Here is a 12,376-nt window from a genome sequence, read left to right as displayed (position 1 = left end):
CCCCCTTTCTTGCAATCGGGCTTATTCTTTTTTCTAAGCCGCTTTCCAGAAATTACTGGAGCAGCTGGAGAACGCCCTGAGGCACCTGGTTGGCCTGAGCCAGCATGGCCTGAGCAGACTGCACCAGGATGTTGTTCTTGGTGTAAGCCATCATCTCGTCGGCCACGTCGGTGTCGCGGACGGTGGACTCGGCGTCCTGAATGTTCTCGGTCATGACGCTCAGGTTGTTCTGAGTGTGCTCCAGACGGTTCTGGATGGCGCCCAAGTCGCCGCGGGTGGAGGAGACCTTGTTGATGGCATCCTTGATGTTCTGGATGGCGGCGGCAGCGCCGGTCTGGCTGGAGATGTCCAACTTGTCGATCCCCAGACCCTTGGCGTGCATATCGCCCACATTGACCTTCAGCTTGTTGAACTTGTCAGCGGTGTCGCCGATCTGCAGGGTCAGGGAACCCGTCTTATTGGTAGGGTTACCGGTAGCATTTTGGATGCCTGTGCCATTACCATCTTTAGTGGTGGTACCAGAGAAGGTGACACTCTTCAGTGCCTTCTCAATGGCAGCCTTATTATCACCATTGGCAACAGTGGCGCTGCGGATGGCCTTGTTGATTACATCAGCGGTAGCTTCCTCACCCTTCTTCAGGGTAATGGTTACCTTACCACCGCTGCTAGCAGCTGCCTTGGTCTCAGCACCATCGCCATTAACAGCAAACTCGAAGGTCAGCTGCTTCGTGGTACCGTCCTTGGCTTCGTAGCTGTCCGCAGTGATGGTACCATTGACTGCAATTTTATTAGTAGAAGCGGTGCTAGCAAACGCAACGGAGGTGCCGCTATACAGAGAACCGTCGAGCAGGTTCAGGCCGTTGAAGTTGGAGCTGTCAGCAATGCGGTCGATCTCGCTGCGGAGGGCATCGACTTCCTTCTGCAGGTTCAGGCGGTCCACCCCGTCATCATAGGTGCCGTTGGCGGACTGGGTAGCCAGAGAGTCCATGCGGTTGAGCATATCGTGGACTTCCTGCAGAGCGCCTTCAGCGGTCTTCACCAGAGAAACGCCGTCCTTCACGTTCTTGGTGGCGGTCTTCAGACCGGTGATCTGAGCGCGCATCTTCTCGGAAATAGCCAGACCGGCGGCGTCGTCACCGGCGCGGTTGATCTTGTAGCCGGAAGACAGCTTCTCCAGGTTCTTAGACAGAGCGCTGGTGTTGTTGTTGTAGTTCCGATAGGCGTTCATCGCCATGATGTTGTGTTGAATACGCATAATTTTTTCCTCCTATTGGTGTGTTGACCGGGGGTATCCTTCCCCCCGCACAATTTATTCCAGCCATCCGCCGTTGGTACCGGACGGCGGAATGGAAGAAATCAAAAATCATTCGGCTTATTCAGCCTGAGCGGCTGCTTTGGCTTTGGAGCGCTTTTTCCGATCCCGCTCCTGCAGGCGGACAATGCACTCCGGTGTGGGATGGGTCTGTTCATACACCGCTTCCCGCAGAATCGCCATATCCCGAGGGGCCTCAATGGCCAGCTGCACCTGGTTATCCACCTGCACCGCCTTGATGACGATGTTATCACCAATGACGATGTATTCTCCCGAACGGAGACCCAGTGTCAGCATAAAAAAGCCCTCCTTGGCGCTGTCTGTTACAGGTTGTATGCAACTTGTAACAGCCTATCCTCATGTTCCTTTTTTTCCGTACACTATGTTTATCGGCACCCCAAAGGGGAAATTAAGTCTTTTTTCAAAAAAATTTTTTCGTTACAAAAACTATACAATATGTAACGGTCCCTTTGCAAAGTCTGCCAAATGGGCAGGCTTTTTTATTTTGGGCCTCGTTAAAATGAAACCAACTATCTTTTTATAGGAGGCTCTCATTATGAACGGAAAGATCTATGGCTATGCCCGGGTTTCCACCAGAGAACAAAACGAAGCCCGGCAGATCAAAGCTCTGCTGGGCTTCGGTGTGGAACAAAAGAATATTGTGGTGGAAAAACAGTCGGGAAAGGATTTCGCCCGCCCTCTTTATCAGAAACTCATCCGCAAGCTGAAAGCCGAGGACACCCTGGTAGTGACCAGCCTCGACCGCCTGGGGCGGGACTATTCCCAGATCCTGGACCAGTGGCGAAAAATCACCAAAAGCATACAGGCCGCTGTGGTAGTGCTGGACATGCCCCTTCTGGACACCCGCCGGAGCAAGGACCTGACAGGCATCCTCATTGCCGATATCGTTTTGCAGCTCCTTTCTTATGTGGCCCAGACCGAGCGGGAAAACACCCGCAAACGCCAGCGGGAAGGAATTTTTGCCGCCCAATCCCGGGGCGTCCACTTCGGCCCTCAGCGGATGGAGCTGCCGGAAAATTTTCCCGCTTTGGCCGATCTGTGGCATCAAGGAGGCATTTCCTCCCGCCAGGCCGCCCTCTCCCTGGGCATTTCCTACCAGACATTTCTCCGCCGGGCCAAGGAGTGGGAGCCGGCTCAATAAGCAAGCCTTTCGAAAAAGTGGCAAAAACCGCCGCACAGGTCGGCGGTTTTTGCAGATCGATGAAGGGTAGGACAAACGCCTCCTCTAGGCTGATCCGTTTTTCGGCAGTCTGAAGCCTTGCCTTTTTCCCCGAAAATGGGGTATCATAAAAAGAAAAATACCCGGAGGGCTTTTGTTATGACCGATCTTCCCTTTTCCCGCCAGATGCTCCTGCTGGGAGAGGAATCCCAGAAAAAATTAGAACGATCCGCCGTTTTGCTCTTTGGCGTGGGCGGCGTAGGCTCCTATGCGGCCGAGGCCCTGGCCCGGGCCGGAGTGGGGCGCATCACCCTCATAGACCCGGACGAAGTGGCCCTGAGCAACTGCAACCGTCAGCTGGCGGCTCTTCACAGCACTCTGGGCCAGAAAAAGGCCCAGGTGATGGCCCGCCGTATCCAGGACATCAATCCTCAGTGCCAGGTGGAAGCCCTGTGTCTGTTCTATGGACCGGAGACCCGGGGTCAGATCCGGATGGCCGAATACGACTACATTGTGGACGCCATCGACACGGTGAGCTCCAAGCTGCTTCTGGCCGAGGAGGCCCAGCGGGCCGGGGTCCCCCTCATCGCCTCCATGGGCACGGGGAATAAGCTGGACCCCTCCCGCTTCCGCATCGGGGATATCAGCAAGACTTCGGTCTGCCCTCTGGCCCGGGTGATGCGCAGGGAACTGAAAGCCCGGGGCATCTTCCATCTGGAGGTGCTCTGGTCCGATGAAAAGCCCCTGACTCCCCTCTCCGGCGGCGAGGCTCCTCCGCCGGGCCGCCGCCAGACCCCCGGCAGCCTGTCCTTTGTCCCCTCGGTGGCCGGGCTGATGATCGCCGGCCATGTGATCCTTCGTTTGGCTGGAATCAAATAAATAGCCAGCAAAAAACGCAGGCAAATGCCTGCGTTTTTTGTGTTTTCAGCCTTATTTACTTCTTTTGCAGAGGAAGCTCTCCTGCGGGGAACACACAGTCCACACTGTAACCCATGTTTTCATCCAAAACAAACCGGGCCCGCACAGGATCTTCTTCAAAATAGAGGTTCTTGTCGGCCAGCGCGGTAAAGACTGCCTTTTCCAGCATCCGAGCGATCTGATCTTTATCGGTGATATACACATCCCCATCGCCGCTGACCTGGACATTCGCGGTGCCGATGTCCTCTTCCAGATTCAAAGCATGAGCGCCTTCCTTATCCCAGCTCCACAGCCATACGCCCTGGACCTCATCCAGATTCAGCACGGCCCCTGGCTGATAGATGCCGTACTCTTCCATAAGGGCCAGCGTCTTTTCCATGGAGGGGTACACCGGCATCTGGGTGACCATGGGGCTGTAATTGCCCTCTTTGCCGTAATCGGGATCGTCCCCCCATTCCAGGATCGCCACCGGCACCTGATGCTTCAGCTGCTCCACAGTGAGATTCAAAGTCTCTTCCCGCAGGACCTCGGCCAGCGCAGCCGCCTGCTCCTGCTTCCGCACAAAGCCGGTATAATCCCCTTCGCTCTGCCAGCAGCCTGCGCTTTGCAGCTCGTTGTCCTTCACCTGGAAGATGGGATAGTAATTTTCTTTATACTCCCGGCTGTCATAAAGGACGGCCCATTGTTCTAAAAACGCCTCCCGGGGGCGGGCAAAGTAGCTGCGGTAGACCTTCCGGCCACTGTTCATCTGATAGCAGACCCAGATTCGGGCTCCATCCCAGCCGCTTTCCTCTGAGGCCGGCTCAATGGCGGAGGCACACAGTTCCAAAGCGGCCTGGATGTTCTCCGGCTGACGGTAGGTCTGCCGGTACAGAGTGTCCAGCTGGGTTTCATCCACGCTCAGCACATAATCCTCATTCACATTGCTCATCAGGCTCACGGCCTTCACCTGATCCGCCGTGGGCAGGAACTCGTCATATCCAAAAAGATCCATATGGCAGCCAGTATACAAGGCGGCAAAGCACACCCCGCAGATCCCCAGACCCTTGATATGGCAGAAGATCTTTTTGAAGTCCAGGTTGTAGATGACCTCCAGCACACAGTGGGAAATGATCCCGCCGCAGAAAAAGCCGAAGATCTGCCAGCCCAGGCCCACACCGATCACACGGAAGAGCATGCCGCCAGCCAGGGTGCACAGAATCACGGCCATGTATTTGAGCACGGCGGCCGGACGAGCAAACGCCACGGCTTTTCCCGCACTCTCCGAAGGACGGCGGGTATAGAGGAACATCCCCAGGCCTGCCAGCACCAGCGCCCACAGAAGCCAATACAACACCATTCCCGCCCGGATGGAATCATTGTAGAAAAAGGACATGGTAAAGTAGCTCCACAAAGGGGAGAGCCACTGCCCCATGCGATTGAAGATCTCATCGGGAAGATACCAATGACGATACAGCAGCTGACCATAGACGATGGTCAGCCCCAGGGCTGCGGGGAAAAGGGCCAGCAAAAACCCGTTGCAAAGAAGTCCGGTGGCCGTGGTGCCCGCCAGCTGGTGTGCTGCAATGGAAAGGGCATAGACCGCCAGGAAAAACACCAGATGCAGCGCCATGGTTCCCAGCACCTGCGGCCCGCTCAGCGCCTTACCGAAGCCGGAACAGAAGATGATACCCAGAGACAACACCAGGTTGAACAGATAGGCAAACAGGAACCCAAACATCCCCGCCAGGAAATTGGCCAAAAAGAGCCAGGGACGGCGAATGGGCAAGCTGTGATAAAAGTCTACCTGCTTTTTGTTGTGCATATAGCGGAAACTGACGGCCGCCAAAAGCACGGCCATGGCCACGGTGGCCAGGGTGACAAACACATTGTGCCGGCCCACGATGGTGCTCAGCATGGAATAGATGGATTCCATGGCCTGGGGATCTAGCTTCCGCCGCTCCAGCTCCTGCTGCACTCCCATGATGGTGGGTACCGTGAGCATGAAGAAGAAGGCCAGGGTACACAGGCTGATGGCCCACAGGCTGCGGCACATTTTTTCCTTTGTCATCATCCGCAGCAGCCGGGATTCTTCTTTAGAACAGAAGCTTCTTGATGTCATAGCCCTGCACCTCCGTTTCGCTGATAAAGATCTCCTCCAAAGACAGGGGGAGCACTTCATAAAACACCGGGCCCATGGACCGGACTTTCTCTTCCAGCTCCTCCCGGGACGAGCGGGCCGTAATGGTAAAAAGACTTCCCCGCTTGTCAAAGCTCATCACTTCCAGGGGCGCAAAGTCCCCCCGCTCCACCGGCTCCTGGAACACGCACTGGAGCTTATGGATACCCAGTTTCATATCCTCCAGATCCCGGCTGAACAAAATGCCGCCCCGGTGCAGAAGCCCTACATGATCGCAGATGTCCTCCAGCTCCCGCAGATTGTGGGAAGCGATCACCGGGGTCATGTTCCGCTCGGCCACCTCTCCGGCCAGAAGGCTCTTCACCGCCTGCCGGGCCACCGGGTCCAGTCCGTCAAAGGTCTCGTCGCACAGAAGATAGTCTGCCCCAGAACAAATGCCGCAGATCACAGACACCTGCTTTTTCATGCCTTTGGAAAAGGTGTTGATCTTCCGCTCCATCTGAAGTTCGAAGCCCTTCATCAAAGTCTGGAACCGGCCTTTGTCAAAGCCCGGATAGATGCTGGCGTAAAAATCCCGCAGCTCCCGAGGGGTGGCGTTGGAATAAAAGTACTGTTCGTCGGAAATATAGAAGACCCGACCCTTCACTTGGGGGTTTTCGTAGATCTCCATGCCATCGGCCATCAGACTGCCGCTGTCCGGCCGGAGAATACCTGCGACCATACGCAAAAAGGTGGATTTTCCGGCGCCGTTGGAGCCGATCAGCCCAAAAACGCTGCCTTCCCGGATCTCGGCCGTCACGGCGTCCACCGCCAGGATATTGCCGAAACGCTTGGTTACATCGGTGGCCGTTATCATGCCTTGTTCCCTCCTTCTTCCTTCTCCAGCAGGCTGTGCAGCCAATTTTCCATTCGCTCCCGTCCGACGCCCAGGGCCAAAGCCTGACGCAGCAGCTTCTCCATCTCCTGCAAGATCTGTTCCATTTTTTCCTCCCGCAGCCGTTTGGGATCGGCCGCCACAAAATTCCCCTTGCCTTTGACCGAATAGATCACCCCGGTCTTTTCCAGCTGGGAATAGGCCCGCTGGATGGTGTTGGGGTTGATGGAAAGCTCCACCGCCAGCTGCCGCACCGATGGCAGCTGACTGTCCGACTCCAGCACCCCTCGCACCGCCAGGTCTTCTATGCTGCTGACGATCTGCTCATAGATGGGCCGCCGGTCTTTATAATCTATGGTGATCAATCCGTACCCTCCTTTCCCAAGGTGTGTTATCTGTATTATGTGTGTTAGTACAGTTGATATTTTATGCGAACTTCTCCCTTTTGTCAAGAGGGGAAAGCATGGACAAGGAACGGTTTTTTTTATATAATGGAAAAAAGGGCCTGTCCCTTTGATTTAACACAAAACAGAGGAGGAAATACCATGGAATATCTGCTGGAAGGCCGGGAGCCCAAAATGGCGCTCCGGTATTTTGAGGAGATCAGCCGCATCCCCCGCAGCTCGGGAAATGAGGAAGCCATCAGCCAGTACCTGCTGGACTTTGCCAAGGAGCAGGGACTGAAAGCCTGGCGGGACGAACACTTCAATGTGTGCATCACAAAGCCCGGCTCTCAGGGCTGTGAAAACCTGCCTCCCCTGATGCTTCAGGGCCACACCGACATGGTGTGCGAAAAGAACCGGGATGTGGACCATGACTTTTTGAAAGATCCCATCCAGTTGGTGGTGGAAGGCAATATCCTGCGGGCCAAAGGCACCACCCTGGGCGCTGACAACGGCGTGGCCGTTGCGTGGATGATGTCCATTCTGCAAGACCGTACCCTGGTGCATCCTCCTTTGGAATGCGTCTTCACCGCTTCGGAAGAAGTGGGGCTCATCGGCGCTCATAACCTGGATTACAGCCGTCTCCAGTCCCGCCGTCTCATCAATCTGGACTGCGGCCCGGAAGGTGTGTTCTGCTGCGGCAGCGCTGGCGGCCAGGTCACCGACTTCACCCTGCCCCTGACCATGGAAGAGGGAAATGGGGCTCTGCTCCGTCTGGCCATCCGCGGTCTGTCCGGCGGCCACTCCGGCGGACTGATCCACATGGGGCTGGGCAATGCCAATGTGCTCATGGGCCGCCTTTTCCGCCGTCTGATGGAAGAAATGGAGTGCCGGGTCCAGTCCTGCCAGGGCGGTGACAAGGACAACGCCATTCCCCGGGAATGCGATGCTGTGCTGCTTGTGCCCCAGGACAAACTGGATGCGGCCCAGGCTCTGGTCAAGCAGACCGAAGAAGAAATCCGTTCTCAACTGATGCCCGCCGACAAGGATTTCCGGGTGGAAATCGCAGCAGAAACGGCCGGAACATATCAGGCCGCTTCCCTGGAGCAGAGCCGCCAGATGATGCGCCTGATGGTGATGCTGCCCTGCGGGCCCCAGCTGCGGGACCTGACCATGAACGACCGGGTGGTGGCTTCGGAGAATTTCGCCAGTGTGTACACCAGTGAAACGGAATGCAAGTGCATCGTCTCCATGCGCAGCAGCAACGACGCCTACCGTCAGGATATGGCCGCCCGTCTGGATATTCTGGGCGATCTTCTGGGAGCAGCGGTACGCCATCACGACGACTACGAATCCTGGGAGATCGAAAAGAACTCCCCCATCCGTCAGACCGTGCTGGACTGCTACAAGGCCCTCACCGGAAAAGAGGGAAAAGTGGTGGCCACCCACGGCGGCCTGGAATGCGGCATCTTCCAAAAGAGAATGCCCGGCGTGGACATGGTGACCATGAGCTGCAACAGCGAAGGAGCCCATTCTCCCGAAGAGCATATGGAGCTGGATTCCTTTGCCCGCACCTATGACCTGCTCAAGGCGGTTCTCCAGAAACTCTGCCAGTAACCAAGTAACCAACCTGCGGGGGAGGGAGGATTTACAATCTATTGCTTTTTCCCCTCCCCCGGTGTGTTATGATACATTCGACCTTTTTCAAGAAAAAGCGTCAGGCCGCCAAAGGAGGTGGGGCGTTATCTTAAAAAACCTGCTGAAAAAGCTGCTGAAGCTGCTCACCATGCGGGTAACCCTGGTGGGCGTGTCCATTCTGGTTCAGGCAGTGTTCCTGGCTATTGTCGTAATGTCTTTCGGCAGCTATTTCGTCTATTTTTATGCCCTATCCCTGGTCATCAGTCTGATCGTGGTGCTCATCATTGTCAACGGCCAGAGCAATCCAGCGTACAAAATCGCCTGGATCGTGCCCATTTTGCTGTTCCCGGTGTTCGGCGGGCTGTTTTATCTGCTGCTGGGCGGCAACCACATGGGCCGATGGAGCCGGCAGAAGATGCAATCGGTACAAAGGCAGATGGCCAACAGCCTGCGGAACAACGACCCCTTGATCCAGCGGGTCAAGACCCGGGCTCCCTCCGCCGCCGGACTGATGCGCTATGTGCAGAAATACGCCTACTGTCCCCCTTGTGAAAACACTCACACCAAATATTTCGCTCTGGGCGAGTTGGCCTTTGAAAACATGAAGGCCCAGCTGCGAAAAGCCCAGCACTATATCTTCCTGGAGTATTTCATTGTGGAAGACGGAAAAATGTGGGGCGAGATTCTGGAGATTCTGCGGCAAAAGGCGGCTCAAGGGGTGGATGTGCGCCTGATCTATGACGATCTGGGCTGTGTGATGACCCTGCCTTACCGGTATGATCTCACTCTGGAGCAGATGGGCATCCGCTGCTGTGTGTTCAATCCCTTCCTGCCGGTGCTCAATTCCCACTTCAACCACCGGGATCACCGGAAGATTTTGGTGGTGGACGGCCACACCGCCTTCACCGGCGGCATCAACCTGGCGGACGAATACATCAACGCCCGGAAAAAATACGGCCACTGGAAAGACAACGCCATTCTGATCCAAGGCCCCGGGGCCTGGAACCTGACGGTGATCTTCCTTTCCATGTGGAATTACCTGCGGGGCAGCAAAGAGGACATCATGTCCTTTTTCCCCGTCTTTCCCGAAGTCCACTCCGGCGGCATCGTTCAGCCCTTTGCCGACAACCCTCTGGATGGGGAGCCGGTATCGGAGACCGTCTATCTCCACCTGATCAACAGCGCCAACCGGTATCTTTATATCAACACCCCCTATCTGATCATCGACAACGAAACGGTCATCGCTTTGACAGCGGCGGCCAAGCGGGGCGTGGATGTGCGCATCATCACCCCCCATATTCCGGACAAATGGTATGTCCACGCCGTCACCCGGGCCAACTATACCACGCTGCTCCAGGCCGGGGTGCGGATCTATGAATACACCCCCGGTTTCAACCACGCCAAAACCATTGTGGTGGATGACCGGTGGTGTGTGGTGGGCACCATCAACATGGATTACCGCAGCCTGTATCTCCACTTTGAATGCGGTGTGCTTCTCTACGGCACCGATACGGTGGAAGATGTGCGGGATGATTTTACCAAGACTCTGCGCCGGTGCCAGATCATCTCTCTGGCCGACTGCCGCCGGGCGCCCTGGTATATCAAGACGGGCCGGGCTCTTCTGCGGATGTTCGCCCCGCTGATGTGATAATTTTACCTTGCTGACCGAGGAGGAATGGTTATGAAAAAGAAAACCAAATTCGCTTTGTTTGCCGCCGCTTCCGCCGGCCTGGCCCTGGCCGGGGCCAAGCTTTGGCAGATGATCCGCTGTCAGAATGACGAGCTGAACGAAATGATCCGTCAGGAGCCGGGCCACTCTGCCCCTCCCATGGAAGAGCCCGATCCGGAGGATTATGTGATCCCCGTCCATCCCGCCGCCGGGGCTGTGCAGCCCTCGGAAGACCTGGACGAAGATGACTTTGTCCGTCCTGAGGACGATGACGAGGAAGAGGGCAACGAACCTCTGTAAAAAGAAAACCTCAGACTGTCGAAAAAAACGCAAGGCTGAAAAGTCTCTGCCCCATTTTGAACCAATTTGCAAAAACCGGCGACCTGTGCGCCGGTTTTTTGCACCTCTCAAGGGGCCAGTGTGGCCGATTGACTGCTGAAAGCGGCCAATCGGCTGCATGCAGACCCTTGCAAAAATTCGAAAAAGTGGCTTTCGCCACTTTTTCGACACGCTCAACGCCCCCGCTTCATGGAAACATTCCCATGAAGCGGGGGCGTTTTCTATTTTCGCGGATTTATGCCTGTTTTTTGGCTTCTTCCCGAGCTTTGACCTGCTGGGCAAATTCCTCATCCACCTGGCTGCGGAACTCCCCATCGGACAGAATACGGCTTCCGGCCCGGGCCATAGCCAGGGCGGCCTTCATCATCTGCTCATAGGCATAGGGGGTATCGGATGCCTTCTCAAACTCCGGTGTGTGACTGGCCACACCCTTGGGAGCGATCTTGAAATAGGTGTGCACTGCCGGCATTTTCAGCGTCACATTGCCGATATCCGAAGAGCCATAACGGCCCATCAGCGGCGCCCGTTCCACTTCTTCTCCCAGCTCTTCCAGGGTCTTCTGGATCTCCCGCTCGATGTGGTCATTGGGATACCGCTCGGCATATCCCGGCTCCAGCACATACTCCGCCCGGGCGCCGGTGAGCTGCTCCACGCCACGGATCACCCGGCGCAGATGCTCCATCACCACTTCCCCTTCGGCCTGGGTGCGCACCCGGACGCTGAACTGGGCATGGGCATAATCGGGGATCACATTGCAGGCCTTGCCCCCATCCAGAATGACACCGTTGATATTGGTATCGGTGGGCAGCAGCGGCCGCAGATTGTCAATGGCGTTAAAGAGCAGAATCACTGCATTCAGAGCATTGATTCCCTTTTCCGGCCCGGCGGAATGACAGCCTTTTCCGTGGAAAGCGATGTCGAACTTCACCGTGGCCCGGCCGCCCCGACCCACCAGGTTCTCGGTGGAGGGGTGCATCATGATGGCATAGCCCACATCGTCAAAAGCCCCATTTTCCAGCATAATCACCTTGCCGCCTCCCCCTTCTTCTGCGGGGGTGCCCATGACCACCACTTCTCCGTTTACATCCCCGGCCAGACGGCGCAGCAAAATACCGGCCCCTACTGCTGCTCCGGCGATGAGATTGTGGCCGCAGGCGTGGCCCAGACCGGGCAGGCAGTCATATTCCGCCAAAAAGGCCACCCGGGGACCTTGACCGTTGCCCAAGGGGAACCGGGCCTTGAAAGCGGTTTCAATACCTCCCGTCCCCTTTTCCACCGAAAATCCCTCTTTTTCCAAAAGGTCGGTACACAGGGCCTGGGCCTTGTGCTCTTCAAACCCCAGTTCCGGGTTTTGATGGATGGTACGGCTCATCTCCTGAAGCACGCCTTCCAGTTCCTTGGCCGTCTGTGTCCATTTTTCTTCCATTGCACCTTCATCCTTTCCCTTTGTAGTCTGTGACATCATTTCTCTTGCTTCTATCATGCACCAAGCCGCCGCCTTTTGCAAGAGATCTTTGCCATTGTTTTGATCTATCGGGAAAAAATAATTTTCTTTGCATTTATTTGGAAAAACAATTCAGAGTTTATCAATGTATGTGCTATTCTATTACCGGTTTTGTCGAAACTTTGTCAAATTTATTCAAAAGAGGAACCATGATGAAAGTCACTGTTTTGGTGGACAACGACACCCTGGTGAGAATTAACTTCCAAGTGGAACCGGCCCTCAGCTTTTATGTGGAGGAAGGAGAGAAAAAGATCCTATGCCCTCACCCCTCATCTCACCTTCCTGGGGCAGATCCCCCGGGTGCTGGAGTTTGAAAACACCCACTCCAAGGTGGTCACCAAACTAAATGGGGATTGGGAAGAGGACAAGCTGCTGGACGACACCTCCCTGGTCTTTGACGGCGAAGAAGGCCTTGTGATCCTCTCCAGCTGGGCCCACGC

At 55.9% G+C, this 12,376-nt stretch carries 11 protein-coding genes; 5 read left to right on the top strand and 6 right to left on the bottom strand.

Going from position 1 to position 12,376, the window contains the following annotated elements:
• Nucleotides 1-52: 52 nt before the first annotated feature.
• Nucleotides 53-1,255, bottom strand: a complete 1,203-nt coding sequence (locus tag KQI26_RS03910; RefSeq protein WP_216503300.1) for a flagellin — start codon at nucleotides 1,253-1,255, stop codon at nucleotides 53-55.
• A gap of 117 nt (nucleotides 1,256-1,372) precedes the next feature.
• Nucleotides 1,373-1,609, bottom strand: a complete 237-nt coding sequence (locus tag KQI26_RS03905) for a carbon storage regulator (protein ID WP_118746664.1) — start codon at nucleotides 1,607-1,609, stop codon at nucleotides 1,373-1,375.
• A gap of 259 nt (nucleotides 1,610-1,868) precedes the next feature.
• On the opposite strand from KQI26_RS03905, the gene KQI26_RS03900 reads away from it, so the two are divergent.
• Entirely contained in the window at nucleotides 1,869-2,474 is a 606-nt protein-coding gene (locus KQI26_RS03900) for a recombinase family protein (protein ID WP_216503299.1), read from the top strand.
• A 177-nt stretch (nucleotides 2,475-2,651) separates the two neighbouring features.
• Nucleotides 2,652-3,371 carry a ThiF family adenylyltransferase gene (locus tag KQI26_RS03895; RefSeq protein WP_216503298.1) on the top strand — a complete coding sequence of 240 codons (720 nt, stop codon included), beginning with the start codon at nucleotides 2,652-2,654 and terminating at the stop codon, nucleotides 3,369-3,371.
• Nucleotides 3,372-3,426: 55 nt separating this feature from the next.
• On the opposite strand, the gene KQI26_RS03890 is transcribed toward KQI26_RS03895, so the two are convergent.
• Genes KQI26_RS03890 through KQI26_RS03880 form a run of 3 tightly spaced genes read right to left on the bottom strand, consistent with a single transcriptional unit; the run spans nucleotide 3,427 to nucleotide 6,768 of the window.
• A complete protein-coding gene (locus KQI26_RS03890) occupies nucleotides 3,427-5,511 on the bottom strand; it encodes a DUF6449 domain-containing protein (protein WP_216503297.1) in 2,085 nt (694 codons plus the stop codon).
• A complete protein-coding gene (locus tag KQI26_RS03885; RefSeq protein ID WP_216503296.1) occupies nucleotides 5,486-6,385 on the bottom strand; it encodes an ABC transporter ATP-binding protein in 900 nt (299 codons plus the stop codon). Before KQI26_RS03885 ends, KQI26_RS03890 begins: the two co-directional genes overlap by 26 nt.
• Nucleotides 6,382-6,768 carry a GntR family transcriptional regulator gene (locus KQI26_RS03880; protein ID WP_216503295.1) on the bottom strand — a complete coding sequence of 129 codons (387 nt, stop codon included), beginning with the start codon at nucleotides 6,766-6,768 and terminating at the stop codon, nucleotides 6,382-6,384. Before KQI26_RS03880 ends, KQI26_RS03885 begins: the two co-directional genes overlap by 4 nt.
• A gap of 180 nt (nucleotides 6,769-6,948) precedes the next feature.
• Between KQI26_RS03880 and pepD the strand changes: the two genes are divergently transcribed.
• The 3 genes from pepD to KQI26_RS03865 all read left to right on the top strand — a co-directional run bounded on the left by pepD (nucleotide 6,949) and on the right by KQI26_RS03865 (nucleotide 10,393).
• Nucleotides 6,949-8,403 (top strand): beta-Ala-His dipeptidase, encoded by a 1,455-nt coding sequence (pepD, locus tag KQI26_RS03875; protein WP_216503294.1) that lies wholly within the window; start codon nucleotides 6,949-6,951, stop codon nucleotides 8,401-8,403.
• A gap of 169 nt (nucleotides 8,404-8,572) precedes the next feature.
• Nucleotides 8,573-10,072: a cardiolipin synthase gene (cls, locus tag KQI26_RS03870; RefSeq protein ID WP_216503293.1), complete on the top strand. Its 1,500-nt coding sequence runs from the start codon at nucleotides 8,573-8,575 to the stop codon at nucleotides 10,070-10,072.
• Nucleotides 10,073-10,105: 33 nt separating this feature from the next.
• Complete coding sequence (locus tag KQI26_RS03865) at nucleotides 10,106-10,393, top strand: hypothetical protein (RefSeq protein WP_216503292.1); 288 nt, start codon at nucleotides 10,106-10,108, stop codon at nucleotides 10,391-10,393.
• 274 nt (nucleotides 10,394-10,667) lie between these two features.
• On the opposite strand, the gene KQI26_RS03860 is transcribed toward KQI26_RS03865, so the two are convergent.
• Nucleotides 10,668-11,858 carry a M20 family metallopeptidase gene (locus KQI26_RS03860; protein WP_216503291.1) on the bottom strand — a complete coding sequence of 397 codons (1,191 nt, stop codon included), beginning with the start codon at nucleotides 11,856-11,858 and terminating at the stop codon, nucleotides 10,668-10,670.
• Nucleotides 11,859-12,376 lie beyond the last annotated feature (518 nt).

This window comes from Intestinimonas sp. MSJ-38, from assembly GCF_018917925.1.
Taxonomy (GTDB): Bacteria; Bacillota; Clostridia; order Oscillospirales; family Butyricicoccaceae; genus Pseudobutyricicoccus.
The sequence above is the reverse complement of the archived record's forward strand: the minus strand, read 5'-3'. Positions and strand labels throughout refer to the sequence as shown.

Bases quoted from the DNA above. Each gene is read 5' to 3' on its own strand.
- KQI26_RS03905 (WP_118746664.1), bottom strand. From the start codon at position 1,609: ATGCTGACACTGGGTCTCCGTTCGGGAGAATACATCGTCATTGGTGAT.
- pepD (WP_216503294.1), top strand. From the start codon at position 6,949: ATGGAATATCTGCTGGAAGGCCGGGAGCCCAAAATGGCGCTCCGGTAT.
- KQI26_RS03900 (WP_216503299.1), top strand. From the start codon at position 1,869: ATGAACGGAAAGATCTATGGCTATGCCCGGGTTTCCACCAGAGAACAA.
- KQI26_RS03860 (WP_216503291.1), bottom strand. From the start codon at position 11,858: ATGGAAGAAAAATGGACACAGACGGCCAAGGAACTGGAAGGCGTGCTT.
- KQI26_RS03895 (WP_216503298.1), top strand. From the start codon at position 2,652: ATGACCGATCTTCCCTTTTCCCGCCAGATGCTCCTGCTGGGAGAGGAA.
- KQI26_RS03910 (WP_216503300.1), bottom strand. From the start codon at position 1,255: ATGCGTATTCAACACAACATCATGGCGATGAACGCCTATCGGAACTAC.
- KQI26_RS03865 (WP_216503292.1), top strand. From the start codon at position 10,106: ATGAAAAAGAAAACCAAATTCGCTTTGTTTGCCGCCGCTTCCGCCGGC.
- cls (WP_216503293.1), top strand. From the start codon at position 8,573: ATGCGGGTAACCCTGGTGGGCGTGTCCATTCTGGTTCAGGCAGTGTTC.
- KQI26_RS03890 (WP_216503297.1), bottom strand. From the start codon at position 5,511: ATGACATCAAGAAGCTTCTGTTCTAAAGAAGAATCCCGGCTGCTGCGG.
- KQI26_RS03885 (WP_216503296.1), bottom strand. From the start codon at position 6,385: ATGATAACGGCCACCGATGTAACCAAGCGTTTCGGCAATATCCTGGCG.